Here is a 23,134-nt window from a genome sequence, read left to right on the forward strand (position 1 = left end):
GAACATAAAAACACAGTCCGGTTGGTAGTCCGGATGTACCGAATTGACCGGTGTCGTATCCTTCCCCCCTCGGGATGTCCATTGTTCCCCGCCATATGGTGCACGAACAACAAGACGGCTTCTGGCATCTGCCAGTCGCCGTCTGCATAAAGGTGGATATCATGCTGTCAACAGTATCAAACAACCGACATGTTACTCCGCCAGCAAGGCGAGCTTCTCAGCAATATTCCCCAGTCCGAGGAATTCCGCCCAGGTAATTTGGACAAACTCTCCATCCTTATTGACAAAGGGTTTTTCTTTACGCTCGGGGTTATAACGGAAATCAGAACCAATCCGTCCTTTGAGGCAAAGAGGCCGTCCACTGGACGCTGATTTGGCAGTGACTCCGATGACTTTGCCATCCTTGGAATTGATTTCGAATTTACAGCCTGATTCACAGAAGGTGCAAGTGACTTCTTCTTTCCGGATCTCCCATGCTCTGCCTTTACCCAGTGTGTTTCTGTCAATTAAAGCCCCAACCGGACAAATTGCTACACAGCGGTTACAGTAGACACAGGTTGAATCCTTCAGGTCGGTATCCATAAAGGTAGCCACCTTGGCCTGAAAACCACGATAGGCGAATCCGATGATACCTCTTTCCTCCACAGCTTCACAGGTAGCAATACACTTTCCGCATAGAATGCATTTGTTCAGATCCCGCAAAATATAGGGGTTGGAATCTTCGATGGGAAGTTGACGCTTCTCCCCCTGGTATTTTTCACCCTTTACGCCGTACTCATAGGCATACTCGGCCAAGGAACAATCCCCCATTTTCTGGCAGGTCATACAATCCAAAGGATGATTGGCCACCAAGAGTTCTAAAATGGTTTTGCGCGCTTCTCGTACCTTTTCATTTTGGGTATGAACCACCATGCCCTGAGTCGCCTGGGTGACACAGGATGGCGGTAGATTGCGCATTCCCTCAATCTGAACGACACACAAGCGGCAGGCTCCGGCAGGGGTAAGCTCCGGGTCGTGGCACAACGTAGGAATCGGGATATCATGCATCCGGCAAGCTTCCAGCACGGTCGTTCCCTTTGGTACGCTGACTTCACGCCCATTGATGCTTAGTGTCAACCATTCCAATTCTCTCACTCCTCATTTTATATTGCTAAAATAGTCATCAACTAGTGTCGCACTCTGATAAGTAACAGCTTAATTATATCTATTATAAGAATATTTTGCAATTTCTTAAAATCATTAAGCAAGATCAAGATTGCACTCCAAAGAGATAAGATCTCAAACTGAGCGAAATCTTCATAACAGTCTGGGGTTTCCTTAGAAAAATAAACTTTTGCAGCATTTGAATATTATTTTGCAATAGTGTGTTATATACAGCATAATACACTCAAGGCGGTGGTTTGATGAACTCTATCGATGAGCGAATGGCTTCCTTGATTGCGGAGCTGCGGCGAGGTACCCCATGAAATCAATGCCAAATTGGCTATCATTAAGCAGGATATTACTTTCCTTTGGTTTGCTTTTCGTAGAGCCATTGAGCCTGAGCTTTTACGTCATTTATATTGCCTGTGGATTCAGCGATATGCTCGATGGTTTTATTGCCAGAAAGACAGGAACCACAAGCAACCTTGGCGCAAAGATTGATTCCCTAGCCGATCTAGTCATGGTGGGTATATTGCTCGTTATACTTTTGCCAATCATAAACCCGGAAGCAGCTATTCTCCTGTGGGTTATTTTTATTGGCGTCATTCGATTGGCAGCAATGATTGTTGCCCAGATAAAATATAACAGTTTTGCAAGTCTTCATACTTATGGAAATAAAGCCACCGGTTTGGTCTTATTTCTATTTCCATTATTACTTTCTTTTTCTCATACAGATGTATTGATGTACATTATCTGTGTTTTGGCGAGCATTTCGGCGATAGAGGAACTTCTCATCCATCTGACATCAGATGAACTTCTGCTCAACAGAAAAGGCTTGTTGGAAAGAAAGCTATAAATTGCTGCCTTTATCTCAATCAGGAGAGCTTTTTAACTTAGAAAGCGCAAAACCTTTTAGATATTTGTCCTATTGGAGGATGGACTATGGTTTAAGCTGCGGAGTACTCTGCAGAAAAACCAGTGTCAGTTCGTTCCCGACAATTTTATACTGATACTCCAGTTCTATCTTGCCATCTTCTTTACTCTTGCGAAAGGTTATAAGATCATACCCGTCACTGGTTTTATTCTGAGATGTTTCATAGATAAACCGCTCTCCTTGATCAAGGTATTCTTTCGTCCCGATCCAGTAAGGAAAGCGATTCAGCTCGGGATCCCATTTGGTAAGCTCGGCAAACAGTTTATTGGAAGCTTCTACGTTAATATCAACCAGTTTTTTCTCCACATATCCCAGGCTTACTTGGGCATCCCTGCCGATACTTTGCAGATACTGCTTAGCCTGTGCTTCTTTTTGCACTGCTAATTCAGGATAATGTTCAGCGGAGAGTACGTTATCCCATAATCTTTGCGGAAAATTCCTTTTGATGGACTCCGTATACCCTTTACCATCCATGGCCTCCTTATATTCCAGCAGGCTGTATTCCCCATTCGAATTCCTGGCAAAGGTCATAACGGTGGGAATAGCTCCGCTGCCGCTGGTTCCGGTAAAGATACCGTTTTCAAAACCAAACCACCCGACGCTGGCTACAGTATAGGCAATCACTGTCCCGTCCTTTTCTTCGACTTCAACTATCTTATGGCCTTCGGTCAGGACCTCTCCCTGAAGGTATCCCTTCCCCTGCCCTTTAACAGCAAGACTTACAGCTTCCTCGATGGATTGACCCGTTGCGAGCTGATCCTCTAAATTTTGTGATATGACGTCTGCGTTGTTCTCCTGGGCTGCGCTTTTTGGTTTTAACTTAATGCTTTGGCCGATTTTGATCAGTTCAGCTTCGTCGCTATATGCCGTGCTGACATAAAAATCGTAGACCCTTTGATCCTGAGCAAAGATCAAATACAGGTGTTTTTCGTCAAGCACGGTATTATCCCCGGAGGCTGCACTCTGCGTCAGCTCAAAGTTCATTAAGATGCCTTTTGTGATCAGTCCCGGAAGTTCCCGTTTACTCTTGGTAAGAGAATGGTTGGGGACAGGAAGGGGCTGATCGGGGTCGTAATTTAAGATCTGAACACCCCCCAAGGGATGATGATCTTTGCTGAAGAACAATTCCGTCCCACTCCCGGTTACTTCCCAGTCCGCCGGTGTTTCAAAGGTATAATCACCGATCTCATAAGGCGTTGCTTGAACTGAAGCCGATGTCCACAAAAGACCGGCTAAAAGTACCACACAGAGAATGCCGGTGAGGACGATCCTTGGCCGATTACGGTTAAAAAAGTCAGCCATTTTAATCATCTTGATCCTTCTTTCGATATTTTTTCTGTCATCGGCCATACCCACCAGCCTTGGCATTAATGTCGTTTTTGTATTGATCTTTTCCAGAACCGCTAGCAGGGCTTTCCCATACTCCTTATGCTCGTTTACGCTCAATAAGCTTAAAACACGCTCATCTGCCGCAACTTCCATGTCCTGGCGGATGCGCATGAAACAGTACCAAATAACAGGGTTAAACCAATGAATGATTTGCAGGGTAAGCAGAAGGTGGTTAACCCATACATCCTTTCTCCTGTAATGGGTAAGCTCATGCAGCATGATATAGGAAATATCCTGTTCATTCAGGCGTAATATATCCGGAGTCAGCAAGATCCTTGGTTTAAAAATGCCGATTAAGGAAGGCGCTTTTACGATATCCTGGATAAGGACAGCGATATCCCCTTTTACTTTAGCCTTTGTTTTGCATTTCTCTAAAAGGGCCTGAACAGCGGGGGGTGCCGGCTTGGCATGGGTCTTTAGCTTTCCGGCAAAGGAAACATTAGCATAGATCAGCCATACAAGCATAAAAGCCAGCCCTGAAAGCCAAATGATAGGAAGTACATCCGCAGCATATGTACTGAAATCCTGAGCTGAAGCAACGGACCCTTTGGTCGGGGGCCCAGGCAGTTCATTCCCGGTTTGAGCCCCCTCCGACCAAAAAGTGCTTGCATCTCCGACCGTTTCCGGCAGGTCGAAAAATTTGATTTCCTGAGACAGCGGTTCAAGAAAATTATATAAGCTCAACGCGCTTTCCGGGCCGAACGGAAGAATTAACTTGACCAGCAGGACTATCCACAGCAAATAATGCCATCGGGGATTGAGTTTATCTTTCAACACGTTTTTAACAAGGAGTATGACCATCCCGACAATACCGGCATAGAAGGATGTTGTTAAAACTATCTTAAAGACAGCTTCCATGTTTACATCTCCTCATCTAACATCTTTTTAAGTTCTTCTATCTCTCTTTTGGATAGATGCTGCTCTTTAATAAAGCTGGCTAGCATGAGATTCAGTGAACCATTATAGAGCTTGTGTAAAAAGGATTTATTCGCATAGCTTTTATATTCCTCTTCACTGACATTAGGTGAATAGAGATAGGATTTACCATCGATCTTTACGGCGCTGACCGCCTCTTTCGAGACCAGCCGGGTAATCAAAGTATGGATGGTCTTGGGTTTCCAGTCCGATACTTCCGCTAATCTTTCTATGATCTGAGCGCTGGTGCAGCTTTTCAGCTCCCATAGTATTTTCATTACTTCCAGTTCTGCCTCTGAAATTTGAGGAATTGCCTTCAAGATACGCACCTCCAACAATCTATTACAAAGTAGTTTACAAGTATATCACAACATTTCTTACACTTGTAAGATAATTATATACTACATGTGTAAGAAATATAAGTCAATCCTGGAAATCCGCCTAAACTTCCCCATTCACTTCCTTTCGCACTACTTTTATTTATTTTAGTCCCTTCCCTGGGTGTTACAAGTTGTCACCCAATTGGGACAAATCCATATACTATAGTAAAAACCCGGGAAGGGATTGTCATGAGTGATTTGGTAAGCGAACGTACTCCGCAGATTATCGCGGCAGAGATCAACAGCTATAAAGAATCCAGAGGGAGAATCCAGTTAACCTTTGCTGTGGAAATAGGCCGGCGGCTGATCGAGGCCAAATCCCTTCTTCCTTATGGGGATTGGGGAAAATGGCTGCAAGAACATGTGAATTATTCCCAGTTTACGGCAGAGAGGTATATGAAAGTCGCCCGAGAGTACGGGCACACAAGGTGGGGCTCCCCGGAGGGGGAAGATGAAGAATCATCAACGTTGCAGATTCTATCCTACTCCCAGGCTTTAGCCCTTCTGGATGTTCCGGAAGAAGAGCGGGCAGAGTTCATCGCCGAACTGGATATAGAAAATATGTCCGTGCGCCAGCTACAGAGGGCCATCAAGGAGCGGGGGCAGGCCAAGCAGGAAAAAGAGGAAGCCGAGCAGGAGAATAGGGAGCTACAGGAAGCTCTGGAGAGTGAAAAGGAGAAAAACAACCAGCTGAAAAAAGAGCGCGATGGGCTGAAGCTCAGAACAGAGGAGCTGGAAAAGGAAAAACAAAATCTGGAACAGGATGTGGCGAAAAAGACAGCCGAGAACAGTAAACTCAAAGAGAGCCAGCTCTTCAAAAACAATCAGAAGTTGAGGACCGATCTTACCGCCGTCCAAATTAAAAACGCCACTCATCGAGTCGCTTTTAAATTTGAAGCTCTGGAAAAAGCATTCAAGGAACTGACCTATGAGCTGGATCTACTGGTTAACATTGATAAGGATGTGCATGGGGAGTATCGAAAAAATCTGAGAAAGTTTCTGCTTAAATGTCTGGATGAGAGAGTGGAAAACTGATGGATACAGCGCACTTCAACGAAAAGCGAGTCCTTTGTCGTAAAACGCGGACGCGCTTTTTCGTTCTATTGCCACTCTATATGTATAATCTGTCGAATTATGAGGGGGCTTGTATGTTCATAGTGCGCTAGTTATAATAGGGGAAATTAGGAAACTAACAGCGAAAGGTGGATCATCATGCCTGCCAGAATGAAATTGACAGATATTGATTTGATAAAGGCTTTGAGGTCACCGGAATACAGTGATTTATTATCCATATTTCAAGAGCGGGCTTTCCAAAAGAAGCAGATCATCTCTTTTCCTAATCATGAAGAGAATTTAGTCATGCTCGTTGAAAACGGGCGGGTACGGGTTTTTTTATCTTATGAAGATAAGGAGTTTACCCTATCTATTTTAGAAAAAGGGGATATCTTCTCCATGCATACCAGAGCCTTTACCCAGGCTTTGGATAATGACACTGTATTGTGGGTGGCTGAGACTAAAAAATTTGGCGAGATGATCACCCGCTATCCTCAATTTTCTCTGATTATGATTAAAGTATTGGGAGACCTTTTGAAAAACTCTATTACCATTATTAATGGCCTGGTCTTTCAGGAAGCCCACACTCGATTAGCTGAATTTTTAATGAATGCAGCCAAAGATAAGGGGTGTCAAGTGGATGAGGGAATTCAGCTGGAGTTGGGGTTAAATGTGGAGGATATATCAACAATTTTGGGAACAACCCGCCAGACCGTATCCTTTCTGCTCAACGATTTTTACAGGAGCGGCATATTGCTGAAAGTGAATAGGCGAACTCTTATTATTAAAGACATGGACATGTTAAAGAAGATGCTCGATAAAGAATGATAAGCTGAAACCAAGCAGCCAATAGAATAGTTTTTATAGACAAAGGAGAGTGAAAATTCACTCTCCTTTGTCTGCTAATTGACATAATTCTGTAATCATACATGGTACGATGAAATCGACATAATTTACCCTTTCTATCGATGAAAGGGCAGAGATGAGGAGGTGTTGCTTTATGTCTAACGAAAAAGACCGTTTCATCCATGCTGATCTTAGCCGTTGTTTAGCCTGCAAAAGCTGTGAACTGGCTTGTGGGCTGGCCCATGCAGGATGTGAGATCGAAGGAGCGGCTTCTGGTCAAATGAAGCTTAAGCCGCGCATGCGTGTCCTCCAGCAAGGAACCACAGTGGTGATCGCTCAATGCCGTCAGTGTGAGGATGCTCCTTGTGTTAAGGTTTGCCCGAACGGCTCACTGTATCAGGAAGAGGGGATCGTCAAGCTTAATCGGGAAACTTGTATTGGTTGCAAGCTTTGTGCCAAGGCCTGCCCCTTCGATTCAATCACCATGACGACGGAAGTGGTCGAAAGATCGGATGGAAGAAAGAACAACCGGACCAAAGCCCTCAAATGTGACCTGTGTTTTAGCCGGAATAAAGAAATTAAAGCAGAAGGCTGTGCTTGCATTCAGGCCTGCCCGACAAAAGCCCTTTCGCTCAGCTTATAAAGGAATAGCGAATGCAGAGTGTCGTAGACTAAAGGAGGAAAGGATCATGAATTTAAGATTTTCCATCGACGAAGCAGTGCAGCAACTGCTGCCTGTGGCCGAAAAAGAGAAGATCCAAACCGTTTGGGATCGCCATAAAGATCAGCAACCTCAGTGCGGTTTTGGCAAAATGGGTGTTTGCTGCCGCATTTGCTGGAAAGGTCCCTGCCGGGTCGATCCCTTTGGCAATGGAGCCCAACGAGGAATTTGCGGCGCAGATGCTCATACCATCGTGGCCCGCAATTTGATCCGCGGCATTGCTGCCGGAGCAGCCTCTCACTCCGACCACGGCCGCCATATTGCCCTGACCATGCAGGAGGTCGGAAAAGGAAATGCCCCCGCCTATAAGATTAAGGATGAAGAAAAGTTGAAAAGAATCGCCCAAAGGCTGGGGATCGATTGCGAAGGAAAAAGCATTCGTGAATTGACCAAAGAAGTGGCTGAAGTGTCCCTGGAGGATTACTCCCGTCAGAATTCTAAAGTTCCGTGCCGCTGGGCAGAATTGACTATGACTGAAGAGCGGGCGGCCAAATTAAAACAATGGGATGTCATGCCTCACAATATCGATGCTACCGTTGCTGAGATTATGAGCCGGACTCATGTGGGCTGTGATGCCGATCCGGTGAATATTCTTCTGGGAGGAGTAAAAGGAGCGGTAGCCGATTATACGGGAATGTATATTTCGACCGAGCTTTCCGATGCTCTCTTCGGAACCCCTACACCCACAGTGACCGAGGCCAACCTGGGCGTCATTAAGGAAGATGCCATTAATATTGCCGTCCATGGGCATAATCCCCTGCTCAGTGAGATGGTGTGCGATGCAGCGGCTATGATGAATGACTTGGCTAAGCAAGCCGGAGCACCAGGTGGATTTAATGTCGTTGGCGTATGCTGTACCGGGAATGAAGTGATGGTACGTCATGGTGTGCCCCTGGCGACCAACTATCTCTCCCAGGAGATGCCTATTCTAACAGGCGCTTTGGAAGCCATGGTGGTGGATGTTCAGTGTATTATGCCTTCCCTGGGAGCGATTGCCCAGTGTTTCCATACTCAGCTCATCACCACTATGCCTACCACAAAAATCCCGGGTGCTACCCATATTCAGTTCGAGACGGAGACTGCCATAGAGTCCGCTAAAAAAATCCTGGAGCTGGCTGTGGAAGCTTACCAGCGTCGGGATCCCAAGCGGGTGAATATCCCTCAGGTTAAAGAAAAGGCGATCGTCGGTTTCAGCGCCGAAGCGGTGGTCGGAGCCCTGAGTCAGCTTGATGCTCACGATCCTCTTAAACCTTTATTGGACAATATTGTGAATGGCAATATTCAAGGGATCTGTCTATTTGCCGGCTGCAACAGCACCAACACCCTACAGGATCGAAACTTTGTTGAGCTGGCCAAACGGTTGGCAGCCGATAATGTTCTTCTTTTAGCAACAGGCTGTGGAGCAGGTGCTTTGGCTAAGCATGGACTGATGACCCAGGAAGCAACCATGGAATATGCGGGGGATGGATTGAAAGCTGTCCTGACAGCCATCGGCCAGGCCAATGGTTTGAATGGGCCTCTGCCTCTGGTTCTCCACATGGGATCATGCGTAGACAATACCCGTGCCGTTTCCGTAGCTGTCGCCATAGCGCAAAAGCTGGGGGTTGATCTGGATCGCTTGCCACTGGTGGCCTCCGCTCCTGAAGCGATGTCGGAAAAAGCGGTAGCCATCGGCACCTGGGCCGTAGCCTTAGGCCTGCCCACTCATCTGGGAACTGTTCCTCAAGTCCTGGGGTCCCAGGTGGTCACAGAAGTATTGACAGAGAAGATCAAGGATATTACGGGGGGCTATTTTATCGTTGAGACTGATCCCGAAGAGGCGGCCAAGAAATTATTCGCCGTGATTCAGGAGAAGCGGGCCGGATTAAATCTATAGAAACAACAAACAGGGGGTTAAGTCATGAAAATAGCGGTAACAGGCAAAGGCGGTGTCGGAAAGACAACCCTTTCCGGAACATTGGCTCGCCTATTGGCATCTGATGGTTACCGGGTATTGGCGGTGGATGCAGATCCTGATGCTAACCTGGCTTCCTCTCTGGGTATTCCTGAGGAAAACTACCGGGGCATTACTCCTTTCGCCAAGATGAAGGCACTGGCTGAAGAGCGGACGGGGGCAGATGGTGGTTATGGCACCTTTTTCATCCTCAACCCTAAGGTGGATGATTTGCCGGAGCAGTTTTGTGTTGAGCATGAAGGTGTTAAGCTGCTCTTGATGGGCACGGTGGAGCAGGGCGGATCAGGATGTGTTTGCCCGGAACACACCCTCATCAAGCGGCTGATGCAGCACCTTTTAGTGCAGAGAGACGAAGTGGTCATCATGGACATGGAAGCCGGCATTGAGCATTTGGGCCGGGGAACGGCAGGTGCGGTGGATGCCTTGATCGTGGTGGTCGAGCCGGGGCGGCGGAGTGTTCAGACGGCACGTCAAATTCAGGAGCTGGCCCATGATCTGGGAATCGAAAGAGTTTTTGTGGTGGCAAGCAAAGTGAGGAGTGCTAAGGATTTGGAGTTTGTGCGGGAGGCTCTGAGTGATTTTCCTCTGCTGGGCCATGTCACTTTCAGCCGAGAGATTATGGATGCTGACCTGGATGGAAAAGCCCTCTTTGATCTGGGCGGAGAGCCGGTCGAGGAGATCAAAAGAATAAAAGAGAACTTGGTTCAATTGATAAGTAAGCTATAAAATTTTCCCAGGCAAACAGAGTCCTGAATGACCGGAGGTGACATTCAGGACTCTGTTTTATTTTGTAGTTTTGATGCAGGGTGCTCATCTTGGTGATGTGGGTGAATAATACCCAAAAGCGGTGCGTAGGTTCAGCCTTCGCCTTTTGATGGATTCGTCGTCTTAGTTCCTGCAAATCTCGCTTTGTTTATTGATGTCGAGTATGTACAAGAATTGACAAAAAAGCTCTACTATAGAGTGTGCATGAATTCCATGATAGCCTCATTGACTGCTTCCGGCTGTTCAATCATGGACATATGACCGGCATCTGGAATGAGCGCAAGTGATGCCTGAGGTATTTGCTGAGCAAGGTATTCAGAATACTTAACCGGCGTCATTCTATCCTCCTGCCCGCAAATAACTAAAGTAGGCAGATTAATCCGCTGAACACTCTCTATTACATTAAAATTATCGCAGGCTTGGAAATCTGCCAATAAAACCTGAGTTGACACAGCTTTCATTTCTTCAGCAGCATCTTCCAGAATCTTTGCAGCAGCCTTAGGAGAATAGCTGAATTGAACACTCTCCAGCAGATGTTCTCCCCGTGACAAGCTTTCCAGCATCACAGGGTTCACCCTCAATCTTCCGCCGCTGTCAACAATGATCAGGCCTTTTAACCAATCCGGATAGTCTAAAGCAAACTGCATGGCAATCGCGCCACCCATGGAATGCCCCGTGATGACAAAAGATTTTAACTCTATGGCTTGGGCAAATTCCCAGATATATTCCTTATAACTCTGTATGGAATTAATCGCTTCTCCTTCCGAAAGTCCATGGCCAGGAAGGTCGAGAGCAATAAGATGATAATCCTTGATACCGGATAGTTGATTTGCCCACTTCTCTCCAGTTCCGCCGGCACCATGCACACATAAGATGGTCGGTCTGTGGGAAATAGCTTTATCGTTTTGCCGGTAAAAAATATCTTTCCCTTGAACTTTAATGTAAGGCATTTTTCCCTCCTGCTTATAAAGTTTTTAAAAGCTATGATTACTCTAGATTGTTGATTTTTAACTCCGCCTTCTCACATATTACAACTGGATCAGACTGTACCACAGAAGCAACATCTTCATCCTTCTCTTTCAGGGATTCTCAAATCAAAGGGAGCAGCAAAAACCATACAAGATGTACCGAAAAGGTGATTGGATATCTGTCTGTAAAGCGGCAGGGACATAAATCCCACTCCTTTCAGGAACGATGCAGGCCATTCTCAAAAACATTCTCATTACAGATTATACCATGAATTTAAAGAGCAAAGACCATCAGGAGCATATACTTCCCCTTTGGGCATAAAAACGGCATAGAAAGTTATCATTGTAAGGAAATTCCTATTATGCCTAATTAAATAATCAATTTAAGCTGAAGAGGGTACTAAATGAATACAAATGTAATGGCGACTATTCCTTTACTATCGATCGGGATTTGCTTTTACACATATACATATCAAGCCGGACAAACCTTATGCCGAGGATGTAGAAGACATGATTGAGCAAGCATTCGAAATTGGCAAACTCAAGGCTGCCTATAGATTAGCCTATATAGAGTCCAAGGGAGACGATTTTATCGTAGTGGACGGGATTAAGTTTACCAGTAGAGGTTTTCATTTCGCTTTGTTCTGGAAATAATTACAATATTAAAGTTTTATGTTATACTTATATTAAGTATGGGGGTGGTGAACGATGCAGGCGGAAGATATTATTAACTATTGGAGAGATTCATCAGATAAAGACTATCTTACAATGATGAATTTGTTCAAAAGTAAAGATTATCACTGGAGTCTATTCCTTGGACATTTAGTTATAGAAAAACTTCTCAAAGCGTTATTCGTTAAAAATGTTGCTGAAGAAAACGTGCCACGAACTCATAATTTGCTTTTACTAGCAAACAAAGCAGGGGCTATCTACAGATAATACAAGGGAAGATTTACTTGACCTTATAACAACTTTTAACATAAGTACCAGATATCCTGATTACCAACAAACTTTCTATAAGAAGTGCACAGATACATACACCGAAGAAAGGATAACAGAGATTAAGGAGCTGAGATTATGGCTGATTTCGATACTAGAGAGCAACTAAATGCAATTATTTTCAAGTATGCAGCCAACCTCAAAAAACATTTGGACTTGCATAGCGTCTATCTTTTTGGTTCTTATGCAAATGGCAAAAATCGGCAAGATAGTGACATTGATGTCGCTGTAGTTGCTGAAGGCTTTTCAGGTGATATTATTGAGGATACACATATGTTAATGAAGTTAAGACGAAACATCGACAATAGAATAGAACCTCACCCCTTTTCCCTACACGAATTTACTGTGAATAATCCGTTTGTAAGAGAAATTATAAATAACGGAATAAAAGTTATTTAGTGCCAGGAATCTGATACAAAAAACTATTTATTGACCAAAGAATAGGTATCTCCTTTTTTGGGAGGATACCTATTTTATCTTTACCAACAAAATTCTTGGGTATTCTTTACTGGTTAAAGTTAATGAGGATCTAATAAATTCACTCACCATATCTTCATGCCTTCGATTCGCTATTTTTACTGCCTCAAAAGGCTAAAATCGTTTATCATTATCTTGCTTAACAAAAACCGCCGCCTTAGAATCAGTGAGAAAAGGCAAAAAACAGAAATCGCCATCATCATTGCGTTCATTCCTAAGGAGTTTTTTGAAATTTTATTTAGGGTAGGCAGAGAAGTTTAGGAGGCCATGGCTTATCTTTTTTGCGGCAATCCTTTTACCTTCTTTAATTTCATTATCAAATGAATAGTTGTCAGATAAATAATAGCCATATTCAATGCTAAAGTTTGGGTCTGATTTTATCACTGTAGGAATACGGAGCGCTTGCTCATAGGCATCACGTAAACTTTGCTCATAATCATTTAAAGACATATTCTTAACATGAGAATAGAAATTTTGTTCTTCACCTTGAACCAGTCTTATTTTTGAGTCACCTTCTAAACCATATTCTAAATTTAATTTGTGCATAATATCTAGATATGGCTTAATTTCATTTATGTAATCAGGCGCTTTTAATATTGTTAAACTTAAAAGCATTAGACTCAAAACCAGCACAGTAATAAAAAAAAACTTATTCTTTTTCACATTACATTCTCCTTAATCAGTTCCATAAGGTATTTGGCCCCACACAAAATGGAACAACTCCTAAAAAGACCTACTAGCCTACTTCAGGACAGGTGATCAATCTTTGTGTTAACAGATAAGACATTAGCATATTGCCAGAAAATCGGGTTATATATTAAATACCCTGTTTTTTAATGTTTAGGATTCTTGTGATCTAATACTATTTTACTCAGAAAACTCGGTGCAAATGAATTCCTCCAAGGTCCCAATGTACTAACACCTCCTCCCTCTATCGCATAGAGACTGAAAATTTAGAATTATCCACACAATTTATGATAGCAAAAGCCCCCTCACTTGACTAGGGCTAAAATTTTTGCTTTGCAGTTGATCCGTCGTTGCTTTTAGGGGTTATTTCACGTTTATCTCAAGGATATGCCCTTATGCACCCACAAGCCTATACTCCCCGAATAGCTAAAAACCAAAGGATACCTCCCTTTAAAAGAGAAGTATCCTTTTTCTATTTAGTCTATATCATTAGGTCTATTTTAGCTTATTCAAACTTCCGCAATCATCTCAAGCCGTCTGGGTATCCTTGTCCTGGCCTTCCAGCTGAACAGACAGCAGCTTAGATACACCGGACTCCTCCATGGTAATGCCATAGAGAACATCGGCTGCTTCCATGGTTCCTTTGCGGTGAGAAATGACCAGGAACTGGGTGGAGTCCGCCAAGCGGTGGATGTATTGAGCAAAGCGGCTGACATTGGTATCATCCAGGGAAGCCTCGATTTCATCGAGGATACAGAAGGGGCTAGGCTTCACCTTCAGTAAGGCGAAGAGCAGGCCGATGGCGGTCAGGGCCCGCTCCCCTCCGGAGAGGAGGGAAAGAAGCTGAGGCTTTTTCCCCGGGGGCTGGGCGATGATTTCTACCCCCGTATCAAGGAGATTAGCCGGGTCCACTAAGCGAAGCTCCGCATAGCCCCCGTTGAACAGCTCTTTGAAGACCACTTTAAAGGCTTCGTTCACGGCTATAAATCCTTCTTCAAAGCGTTCCGACATGGTCTTATCCAGTTCGGCAATGAGTTGATGGAGGGAATCATTGGCCTCTTCAAGATCCTGCCCTTGCACCGATAGAAAATCGTAGCGCTCCTGGAGCTTAGGATATTCTTCAATGGCTGCTTGGTTCACAGGGCCCAGCAGTTCCATCCTTAGTTTGATCTCCTGGACTCTGGCCGCCAGCTCGGCGCGGTTTCTTTCACTTTGGTAGGTTTGAGCCTCATCCCAGGTCAGAGCGAATTCTTCCAGCAAACGCTTGGACCCTGTTTCCCATTCGGCATCCCAGCGAGCGGTCTTCAGCTCCAGGTTATGCAGCTTTTGTTCCAGAGCTTGCTGCTCCTGTCTTTTCTTTTGGGCGAGGCCTTCCTGGTCCATCAGCTCCTTGGACAGAACTTCCCGCTCTTTGCGCAAAGCGATGAGAACTTCCTGGGCTTGCTGTAGCTGCTCTCCCGCTTCCCTGCGGCGGCTCTCCCATTCTTCCTGTTCGAAGGCCAGACGGGCTTTGCCCTCTTCCAAATCCTTTAGATCCTTGCGCTTGCGCTCCAAAAGATGCCGATTCTCCGCCAAAAGGGCCTGATCCTGCTCCAAGCGCTCCGCCGCCTGTTTCAGCTCCTGCTCCCACTTGGCTGCCTGTACTTTGGTTTGGGTCAGTCTTTCTTGCAGGAGTTCCATCTCCTGGCCGGCTTTTTGATTCTTCTCTTCTTGTAAAACCAAGGCCCCTTGAGCTTCTTTGATGCTTTCCGCAAGCTTGCTTTGCTCCCCTTCCCCAAGGGTTTTATGACTTTGCAGGTCATTCCGTTCCTGCTCTATCCCTGCCATACGGATGGTTAGGGCGGTTATTTCATCGCGAATCCTTTGCATCTGCTCCCGAAGATTAGCCTCTTGAGTTCTCAGCACCGCCATAGCGGATTTAAGCTCCTGCTCTTCACCCATAAGGCCTTTAAGGCTTTCCTCAGCTTTCCGGATCTGGGCGCTGAGAGTCCCCGCCTTGACTTCAAGTTCTCTCTGCCGGGTACCTCTCTCTTCGCACTCTTTCCGGAGCTCTTCTATTTCCCGGGAACGCCCTAAGATGTTGGAGCCCTTCCTTTGCAAGCTCCCCCCGGTCAGGGACCCGCCTGGGTGAACCTGTTCCCCCTCCAGAGTCACGATGCGGGCCCGATAGCCCGAAGCTCGCGCTACCCGGGTAGCTGCCTCCATATCTGTAACGATGAGGGTTCTCCCCAATTGGGATTCGAAAGCCTTGCGATATCTTTCCTGAAAGGCGATGAGATCCACCGCCACACCGATGAAACCGGGGTCCTGAGCGGCCTCTTTCGCCACATTGGTTGTCCCCCCTTGAATCACATCCAGGGGTAAAAAGGTGGCTCGACCCAGATTGCGGCTTTTCAGATAATGAACGGCTTCCTTAGCACCTCGTTCCGTTTCGGTCACGATATTTTGAATTCCTGCCCCCAGTGCAACCTCTATGGCTACCTCATAACGCTCTTCAACCTGAAGGAGATCAGCCAGGGTTCCACAGAGGTCTCCGCAAGAAGGAATGTTCTTTTTCTTAGCCAGCATAAGCTCCCGGACACCTCGTTGATAACCTTCCAAAGAGTCTTCAAGGTTCTTAAGGACATGATAGCGGGCTGATTTTTTCTCCAACTCCCGATTAAGCTCCAGAAGCTCCTTCTGTTCTGTTTTGCTTTGTTCACGGAGCTGGGCTATCTCCTGGTGCATCCTCTCTGCTTTGCGCAGGATATCCTTCTGTATCCCTTCCTGAGCTTTGATCTGCTCCTGGACATGGTCTTCCTGTTGCTCATAGGAAAGCAGACCGGTTTCTTTAGCCCCTTTTTCTTTAATCAACTGCTGATGGGTTGAGTTCAAGGTATCCAACTGATGGGTAATGCGGCTTAATCCTGTGGTGGACTCGGCAAGCTTACTTTGCAGATGGGAGAGATTACCTCTGAGGGTTTCGATTTCCTCTAAGCCATTTCTTGCTTTAGCCTCAGCTAAGCATTGTTCATCCTCGGCTAACTTTTGATTGGCCTGGTCCAAGGTCTTATGTAAGAGAGATTTTCTATCCTCCAAGGCTCTGAGTTGCTCTGCACTCTGGCGAACCTTCTCATCGTAAGTGGATAGTTCCGTGGTGACACGGTTTATTTGCTCACCGAGATAACCTTCCCTCTCCTGGCGGAGCCGCAGTTCCTGGATGATTTCATTGACCCCTTGATCCAATTGGTAGGTGGTCTCCTGCTGCTTCTGGATGTGCTCATCGAGAAGATTAAGCTTCACTTTATTGCTGAGAATCTCACTTTCCTTTTGGCCTAAATCAGCTACTGCCGCAGCGATAGCCAATTGAAGCTCTTCCGTTTCTTGTACCGCTGAGGCAAGCTTATTCCGAACTTCTTTCAGATCAAAGGCCACCACCTCAATCTCCAAAGCCTTTTGTTCTGTGGTTAATTCTACAGCTTCTTTGGCAATGGCGGCTTGCTCTTCCAAAGGTCCTAACTGCCCTTCGATTTCTGCCAGGATATCCCTGATCCGTTCTAAATTGCGTTCCGTTTCATCCAAACGTTTAAGTGCTTCCCGTTTGCGCATGCGGTATTTGGTTATTCCTGAAGCCTCTTCGATCAAAGTCCGCCGATCTTCGGAGCGCTGATTGAGAAGCTCCTCTACCCGGCCTTGACCAATAATGGAAAAACCTTCTTTTCCCGCACCGGTATCCATAAAAAGCTCATGTATGTCCTTAAGCCGGCAGGGGGAGCGATTGATAAAATACTGCCCTTCGCCATCCCGATAGACTCGGCGGGTGATGATCACTTCCTGATATTCCAGAGGAAAGATCCCTGTGGAGTTATCAAAAAACAGAGAGACTTCGGCCATCCCCACGGGGCGCCTGGCACTGCTTCCGGAAAAAATGATATCCTCCATCTTGCTGCCCCGGAGGTTCTTGGCACTCTGTTCCCCCAATACCCAGCGAATGGCATCGGCTACATTGCTTTTCCCGCTCCCATTAGGACCGACCACCACACTCAGGCCATGCCCCAATTCCAGCTTCACTCGGTCCGCAAAGGACTTAAACCCTTGGATTGTAATGGATTTCAAGAAAACAGGGAGAGTATCGGCCTTAGCCATGTTTCTCCCCCCCTAGCTCATCTAAGACTTGCTGGGCTGCCCGTTGTTCCGCTTCCTTTTTAGTCCGACCGATCCCTTTACCCCGTAGATTCCCCTGAAGGAATACCCCGGCTGTAAAACGCTTATTGTGATCCGGACCTTCTTCGGCAAGGATTCGATAGGTCACTTCCATCTCTTCCCGCTGAGCTTTCTCCTGAAGCATGGTCTTGTAATCGCCGTAGTTCCCTTGGGCCACCTCAGCGATTTCCTCCTTCAGCAAGGTCAGAACCACCCGCCTGGCCTCTTGGAAGCCATACTGCAGATAAACAGCTCCAACTATGGCCTCCCAGGCATCCGCTAGGATGGAAGGCCTCTCCCTGCCACCTGAGACTTGTTCTCCTTTACCCAGGAGCAATTCTTCCCCCAGCCGAATCTTCTTAGCGGTGCGGGCCAAGGTGCTCTCATTCACCACCGCAGCCCGCATCTTCGTCAATTCTCCTTCAGGTCGCTCCGGATAACTCAAGTAAAGATATTCCGCTACCACAAAATCCAAGATGGCATCACCCAGAAACTCCAGTCTTTGATTGTTTTCCAGACCGGATTGTGGATTTTCAAACAAGTACGAAGGGTGGGTCAAAGCAGTAGTGAACAAGCGATTGGGGGGATCGTCCAACTCCAATCGTTTCGCTAAGCCAATTCCTGTAGGAATCCGTTTCACGGTATCCGCATGATACTTATGGCGTTTATTCCCATGAAGATTATGCTTCGTTGTTTTTGCTGTACCCTGATGTTTCTTTTCCACCGTCATACTCCTTACTCATCAAAAACGTTTTAATACAATTGTAGCATTATGTCCTCCAAAACCAAAGGTATTTGATAAAGCAACTTGAACTTCTTTTTTCCGCGCGGTATTCGGGACATAATCTAAATCGCAATCCGGGTCAGGTTCCCCGTAGTTCATGGTGGGTGGAATCATACCATTCTTAATCGTCAAAGCGCAGGCAATGGCTTCGATAGCTCCAGCCGCTCCTAAGAGATGCCCTGTCATAGACTTGGTGGAACTGATGGCAACTTTTTGAGCAGCTTCACCAAAGAGAGCTTTAATAGCCGCTGTTTCTGCAGAATCGTTGGCCTGGGTTCCCGTGCCGTGAGCATTGATATAATCCACTTCTTCCGGCAATACCTTGGCCCCTGCCAAAGCTGCCTTCATGGATTGGATGGCCCCTGTTCCTCCCGGTGCCGGGGAAGTGATATGATAGGCATCGCAGGTGCTTCCATATCCTGAAATCTCTGCATAAATCCTGGCCTGACGCTTTTGGGCATGCTCAAGGGACTCCAGCACAAGGATTCCCGCTCCTTCACCCATGACAAACCCCGACCTTCTGGCATCGAAAGGACGGCATGCTTCCTTGGGGTTTTCCTTCTCTGTGGACATGGCCTTCATGGCACAGAAACCCGCAAAGGCCAAGGGGACAATGGGCGCTTCCGTTCCACCGCAAACAACTACATCGGCATAGCCATGCTCGATAAGACGCATGGCCTCTCCGATAGCATTGGTCGCCGAGGCACAAGCCGTGACAACGCTTAAGCTGGAACCCTGGAAACCAAATTCAATGGAAATATGACCTGCTGCCATATTGGAGATCAGCATGGGAACAAAGAAGGGACTGATTCTCCCCGGCCCCTTATTCATGAGGACCTCTTTCTGTTGTTCCAGGGTCGCGACCCCGCCCACTCCGGTTCCCACAATGCAGCTGGCTCGTTCCTTATTCACTTGCTCCAGATTTAACCCGGAATCCTGGACGGCCATTTTAGCCGCAGCCATAGCCAATTGGGTAAAGCGATCCATATGCCGACTTTCTTTGCGATCCAACCAATCCGTAGGTTCAAAATCCTTAATTTCGGCTGCCACCTTGGTGGGCATGTCTCCCACATCAAAGCGAGTAACAACATCAATTCCTGATTGTCCTCTAATTAAGCTGTCCCAGAATTTTTCAAGGTTATTCCCGACCGGGGAAACCACTCCCATTCCTGTAATAACCGCTCGCTTCTTTTCCATCTTTATCCTCCTTTAATCGCACTATCGGAAAAAATAAACCCATCTCTTGTTTAGGCCCGGAGTATTTGTTCACGAATATCTTCAAAAATTTCATGAACCGATAAAACTTCTTTGATTCGGGAAAAATGGGCGCCTGAGAACACAAGACCTTCTTTCATATCCCCTTGCTGAGCTTTGATTAAACGCTCCATAATGCAAAAGTTCCGCTCACAATGCTTTAGACATTGATCACAGCCTATACGCCGGACATCCTTTCCTTCTGCCAAGGCATCCGTAAAGGGATTGCGGATTCCCCGTCCCGGCAAACCCACAGGGCTATGAAGGATGACTATATCCTCTTCCTGAGCGTCGATGAGATGCTGCTTCCATTCAGGAGCGGCACTGCTCTCGACACTGAGAGCAAAGCGGGTTCCCATTTGCACTCCGTCAGCCCCTAAGCGCAGAACCTCCACTACATCGTTGCCATCCATGACTCCCCCCGCTCCAATGACGGGGATCTTCACGGCCTCCTTAACTTCAGGGAGAATCTCCCGCATGGAGCGTTCCGTTCCTAAATGTCCCCCTGCTTCATTTCCTTCCACAATCACCGCTGCTGCACCGAGCCTTTCAGATAAGCGTGCCAGCTTCGCTGAAGATACGATGGGAACCACAGGAACTCCCGCTTCCTGGCCCCAGGTAAACATATCCCGGGAGAAACCCGCCCCGGAAACCAGCAGATCAATCTTTTCATCAAAGGCTGCTTTGACAAGCTGAGCAAACTCACGCACTGCAAACATAATATTAACCCCGATAATCCCCTTCGTGCGCTTCCTTGCTTCCCTGATTTCTTGTTTTAACTCCTCAATACTTAAACCGCTTCCGGCAATCAAACCGATTCCGCCTTCCTCTGCAACTGCCGCTGCCAAAGGAGCCATGGATACTCTAACGGCCATCCCTCCTTGAATAATGGGCATCTTGGCGATATGATGGGCAAGGCGCAGTTCTGGAATCTTCACTTAAGTTCCTCCAATCAAATCTAAAGCATTATGATACCAGTATCTTCCTCATCGAATGCTTAATGTCATTCTTCTATACTAAACCTTTCAGTACAAGAGACAGAGATCAGGGTCTACAAATTAGGACCTGATCCTAAAATTAGCTTCTAATTCACCCTCTTGAATTGAAAAGAATAAGGCTTTAAAGAAAGTCCCGCAGCATTCTACGGGACTCTCTATGTACTCAGGATTATTGGTTTTCCTTGATGTAATTTACTGCATCACCTACAGTACGAATTTTCTCCGCATCTTCATCCGGAATATCAAGATCAAATTCTTCTTCAAGAGCCATAATAAGTTCAACGATATCCAACGAATCCGCATTCAGATCTGCGAAGGTGGTTTGTAATGTAATTTCATCTTCTTCTACCCCAAGTTGATCCACTACGATAGATTTCACTTTGTCAAAAACGCCCATGCTGCCTGTTCACCTCCTCTCAATGCTTGATGAAAAATTACATAGCCATGCCGCCATCTACGGCTAGGGTTTGCCCAGTGATGTATGAAGCTGCCGGTGAAGCCAAAAAGACTACCGTCTTGGCTATATCCTCAGGTTGACCCATTCTGCCCAGAGGAATCTGGGTCATGACCTGATCCTTGACCTCTTCTCCTAAGGATTCCGTCATATCTGTAGAAATATACCCCGGAGCTACGGCATTAACCCGAATCCCACGGGAGCCCAACTCTCTGGCAATGGATTTGGTAAAGCCGATGATTCCTGCTTTTGCCGCAGAGTAATTTGCTTGCCCTGCATTACCGCTAATACCTACCACTGAGGAGATATTGATAATGACTCCGGATCGCTGCTTCATCATGGACTTGCTGACAGCCTTGGTGCATAGGAAGACTCCTTTGAGGTTCGTATCGAGGACCGCATCCCAATCCGTTTCCTTCATACGCAGCAGCAAGGTGTCACGGGTAATTCCCGCATTATTGACCAGGATATCGACTTTTCCGTAGGTTTTAAGGGTGGTCTGAATCAGTCGTTCCACATCTTCAACCTTGCTTACATCAGCCTGAACCGCACAAGCTTCTCCGCCCAACTCCTGAATGAGACGAAGGGTCTCTTCTGCTTTTTCCCCATGTCCGGCATAGTTCACCACCACTTTAGCCCCTGCACGAGCCAGTTCCAAGGCAATGGCACGTCCAATGCCGCGACTTCCTCCCGTGACAATGGCTACACTATTATCCAGCAACATTTTATCTACTCTCCTTTAAATATGCAAGTAGCTTTTCCAGAGAAGATAAATCTTCAGCATTCATCAGGGTTACACTGGGGAGAATTTTCTTAACCAGTCCCGATAAAACCTTCCCCGGACCCAGTTCAATAAAGGTATCTACTCCTTGTTCTCCCAGGTAGCGAATGGATTGCTCCCAAAGCACCGCCCCGCTGACTTGTCTCACCAGACTCTCCACAATACTCCTTCTCTCCTTAACCTCTTCCGCATCAATGTTGGAGATCACAGGAGCACTGGGTTCCCGCCAATTCACGGCTTCAAGTACCGGGCGCAAATCCTTAGCAGCTTTCTCCATCAAAGGAGAGTGAAAAGGTCCGCTGACCGCTAAAGGCATGGCCCGTTTTGCCCCAAGGTCTTTGGCATAGTGACAAGCTTTCTGTACCCCAGAACTTTCTCCGGAGATCACGACCTGCCCCGGAGAATTATAATTAGCCGCTCCAACGACCCAATTTCCTTCCTCCCGTGCCTTTCGACATGCTTCCTCAACCTTAACATTCTCCAAGCCGAGAACGGCCGCCATGGCTCCTTTGCCCTCAGGGACCGCCGCCTGCATCAATTCTCCCCGGCGGCGCACAATCTTTAAGGCATCTTCAAGGGAAATACTCCCTGCCGCCACGTAAGCTGAATACTCACCCAAGCTATGACCGGCAAAGTAATCAGGGCGAATCCCTGCCTCCTGTAGCCCCCGCCAGGCCGCCACACTGGTCAGCAGGATGGCAGGCTGGGTATTGGCGGTTTTTTTCAATTCTTCTTCCGGCCCTTCGAGAAGGATCTGTATAAATTCTTCCCCAAGAACACGCTGTCCAGTCTCAAACACTTCTTTCCCCCAAGAGGTGGCAAAGAGTTCTTTGCCCATTCCTACATATTGGGAGCCTTGGCCAGGGAAAATGCATGCTATTTTGGCCAAATCCTTTTGCTCCTTTCACCCTTGAGTTTGCTTTTGGGGTTATTGTTTGGGCGTGTACTTCTTTGGTTTTTGCTCGGGTCACGTAGCTTTTCGCACATCGTTCACTCAAACACTCCAGGGCTGGTGCACTCGCTTTCTTAACAGCTGCGCCAAACCTCCGGGTAATACCTGATGTTAACCGGTGGCTCCGCTACGTTAAGAAAGCCTCGTTCATCCAGCCGCCCCTCCGTGTAAATCGTTCACTATTGTGCGAAAAGCTACGCTGTCGGGTCTTTAGTGTCTAACAGAAGAGCTCAGACTCTCTCCCGCCCGAAAAGCCGCTAACCTAATAAGACAGACCCAAGGATTTTGCTTTAAGGCAGAGAACGAATTTAAGCGAGCAGGTAAGCAATCTTCGCGAAAAGACTGCAGCGGAGTCGGGTTGGAAACAGGACGTTTCCAACCGCCCATTGAGCAGGAGCGATTTGGGCGGGCACCCGACGGAGCGGAAGTCTTGAGCGATTAGATTGCTCCGCGCAGCTTATGGAGTGAACGCCGAAAGCAAAATCCTGGAGATTTAGC

21 protein-coding genes and 1 pseudogene are annotated in these 23,134 nt (G+C 46.7%); 9 read left to right on the forward strand and 13 right to left on the reverse strand.

Features of this window, described 5'->3' with window-relative positions:
- Positions 1-192 precede the first annotated feature (192 nt).
- Entirely contained in the window at positions 193-1,125 is a 933-nt protein-coding gene (locus DESPCE1_RS0115920; RefSeq protein ID WP_014795028.1) for a 2Fe-2S iron-sulfur cluster-binding protein, read from the reverse strand.
- 337 nt (positions 1,126-1,462) lie between these two features.
- On the opposite strand from DESPCE1_RS0115920, the gene DESPCE1_RS0115925 reads away from it, so the two are divergent.
- Positions 1,463-1,999 (forward strand): CDP-alcohol phosphatidyltransferase family protein, encoded by a 537-nt coding sequence (locus tag DESPCE1_RS0115925; RefSeq protein WP_028305600.1) that lies wholly within the window; start codon positions 1,463-1,465, stop codon positions 1,997-1,999.
- Positions 2,000-2,083: 84 nt separating this feature from the next.
- On the opposite strand, the gene DESPCE1_RS0115930 is transcribed toward DESPCE1_RS0115925, so the two are convergent.
- Positions 2,084-4,324 (reverse strand): M56 family metallopeptidase, encoded by a 2,241-nt coding sequence (locus DESPCE1_RS0115930; RefSeq protein WP_014795030.1) that lies wholly within the window; start codon positions 4,322-4,324, stop codon positions 2,084-2,086.
- Positions 4,325-4,326: 2 nt separating this feature from the next.
- Positions 4,327-4,701, reverse strand: coding sequence for a BlaI/MecI/CopY family transcriptional regulator (locus DESPCE1_RS0115935; protein ID WP_014795031.1), 375 nt, complete (start codon positions 4,699-4,701; stop codon positions 4,327-4,329).
- A gap of 249 nt (positions 4,702-4,950) precedes the next feature.
- Between DESPCE1_RS0115935 and DESPCE1_RS0115940 the strand changes: the two genes are divergently transcribed.
- The 5 genes from DESPCE1_RS0115940 (at position 4,951) to DESPCE1_RS0115960 (ending at position 10,061) form a co-directional block, all read left to right on the forward strand.
- Positions 4,951-5,796, forward strand: coding sequence for a DUF3102 domain-containing protein (locus DESPCE1_RS0115940; protein WP_019851030.1), 846 nt, complete (start codon positions 4,951-4,953; stop codon positions 5,794-5,796).
- 177 nt (positions 5,797-5,973) lie between these two features.
- Positions 5,974-6,642: a Crp/Fnr family transcriptional regulator gene (locus tag DESPCE1_RS0115945; protein WP_019851031.1), complete on the forward strand. Its 669-nt coding sequence runs from the start codon at positions 5,974-5,976 to the stop codon at positions 6,640-6,642.
- A 172-nt stretch (positions 6,643-6,814) separates the two neighbouring features.
- Entirely contained in the window at positions 6,815-7,303 is a 489-nt protein-coding gene (locus tag DESPCE1_RS0115950) for a 4Fe-4S dicluster domain-containing protein (protein ID WP_019851032.1), read from the forward strand.
- Positions 7,304-7,349: 46 nt separating this feature from the next.
- Positions 7,350-9,257: an anaerobic carbon-monoxide dehydrogenase catalytic subunit gene (gene cooS, locus DESPCE1_RS0115955; RefSeq protein ID WP_019851033.1), complete on the forward strand. Its 1,908-nt coding sequence runs from the start codon at positions 7,350-7,352 to the stop codon at positions 9,255-9,257.
- A 24-nt stretch (positions 9,258-9,281) separates the two neighbouring features.
- Positions 9,282-10,061, forward strand: a complete 780-nt coding sequence (locus tag DESPCE1_RS0115960) for an AAA family ATPase (protein WP_019851034.1) — start codon at positions 9,282-9,284, stop codon at positions 10,059-10,061.
- 230 nt (positions 10,062-10,291) lie between these two features.
- Here the strand turns inward: DESPCE1_RS0115960 and DESPCE1_RS0115965 are convergent, their stop codons facing one another.
- On the reverse strand, positions 10,292-11,050 hold the full coding sequence (locus DESPCE1_RS0115965; RefSeq protein ID WP_019851035.1) for an alpha/beta fold hydrolase: 759 nt from the start codon (positions 11,048-11,050) through the stop codon (positions 10,292-10,294).
- A 528-nt stretch (positions 11,051-11,578) separates the two neighbouring features.
- Here DESPCE1_RS0115965 and DESPCE1_RS22710 point away from each other — a divergent pair.
- From DESPCE1_RS22710 to DESPCE1_RS0115985, 3 genes are all read left to right on the forward strand, one after another.
- Entirely contained in the window at positions 11,579-11,722 is a 144-nt protein-coding gene (locus DESPCE1_RS22710) for a hypothetical protein (RefSeq protein ID WP_019851037.1), read from the forward strand.
- A 54-nt stretch (positions 11,723-11,776) separates the two neighbouring features.
- Positions 11,777-12,007 (forward strand): HEPN domain-containing protein, encoded by a 231-nt coding sequence (locus tag DESPCE1_RS23860; protein WP_019851038.1) that lies wholly within the window; start codon positions 11,777-11,779, stop codon positions 12,005-12,007.
- Positions 12,008-12,145: 138 nt separating this feature from the next.
- Positions 12,146-12,466 carry a nucleotidyltransferase domain-containing protein gene (locus DESPCE1_RS0115985; protein WP_019851039.1) on the forward strand — a complete coding sequence of 107 codons (321 nt, stop codon included), beginning with the start codon at positions 12,146-12,148 and terminating at the stop codon, positions 12,464-12,466.
- A gap of 312 nt (positions 12,467-12,778) precedes the next feature.
- Here DESPCE1_RS0115985 and DESPCE1_RS0115990 read toward each other — a convergent pair whose 3' ends face one another.
- The 9 genes and pseudogenes from DESPCE1_RS0115990 to DESPCE1_RS23525 all read right to left on the reverse strand — a co-directional run.
- Positions 12,779-13,207: a hypothetical protein gene (locus tag DESPCE1_RS0115990; protein ID WP_019851040.1), complete on the reverse strand. Its 429-nt coding sequence runs from the start codon at positions 13,205-13,207 to the stop codon at positions 12,779-12,781.
- A 552-nt stretch (positions 13,208-13,759) separates the two neighbouring features.
- A complete protein-coding gene (smc, locus tag DESPCE1_RS0115995) occupies positions 13,760-17,356 on the reverse strand; it encodes a chromosome segregation protein SMC (RefSeq protein WP_019851041.1) in 3,597 nt (1,198 codons plus the stop codon).
- Positions 17,349-18,137 (reverse strand): ribonuclease III, encoded by a 789-nt coding sequence (gene rnc / locus DESPCE1_RS0116000; RefSeq protein WP_014795042.1) that lies wholly within the window; start codon positions 18,135-18,137, stop codon positions 17,349-17,351. The genes smc and rnc overlap by 8 nt, the downstream gene beginning before the upstream one ends.
- An 18-nt stretch (positions 18,138-18,155) precedes the next feature.
- Positions 18,156-19,394: a beta-ketoacyl-ACP synthase II gene (gene fabF, locus DESPCE1_RS0116005; RefSeq protein ID WP_019851042.1), complete on the reverse strand. Its 1,239-nt coding sequence runs from the start codon at positions 19,392-19,394 to the stop codon at positions 18,156-18,158.
- Positions 19,395-19,444: 50 nt separating this feature from the next.
- Entirely contained in the window at positions 19,445-20,389 is a 945-nt protein-coding gene (locus tag DESPCE1_RS0116010) for a nitronate monooxygenase family protein (RefSeq protein WP_014795044.1), read from the reverse strand.
- A gap of 229 nt (positions 20,390-20,618) precedes the next feature.
- Positions 20,619-20,846 (reverse strand): acyl carrier protein, encoded by a 228-nt coding sequence (acpP, locus tag DESPCE1_RS0116015; RefSeq protein WP_014795045.1) that lies wholly within the window; start codon positions 20,844-20,846, stop codon positions 20,619-20,621.
- A gap of 37 nt (positions 20,847-20,883) precedes the next feature.
- On the reverse strand, positions 20,884-21,627 hold the full coding sequence (gene fabG / locus DESPCE1_RS0116020) for a 3-oxoacyl-[acyl-carrier-protein] reductase (protein WP_014795046.1): 744 nt from the start codon (positions 21,625-21,627) through the stop codon (positions 20,884-20,886).
- A gap of 1 nt (position 21,628) precedes the next feature.
- Entirely contained in the window at positions 21,629-22,573 is a 945-nt protein-coding gene (fabD, locus tag DESPCE1_RS0116025) for an ACP S-malonyltransferase (protein WP_014795047.1), read from the reverse strand.
- 371 nt (positions 22,574-22,944) lie between these two features.
- Positions 22,945-23,134 (reverse strand): annotated as a pseudogene (locus tag DESPCE1_RS23525) (hypothetical protein); the annotation flags it as partial.

Source organism: Desulfitobacterium sp. PCE1 (assembly GCF_000384015.1).
GTDB lineage: Bacteria > Bacillota > Desulfitobacteriia > Desulfitobacteriales > Desulfitobacteriaceae > Desulfitobacterium > Desulfitobacterium dehalogenans.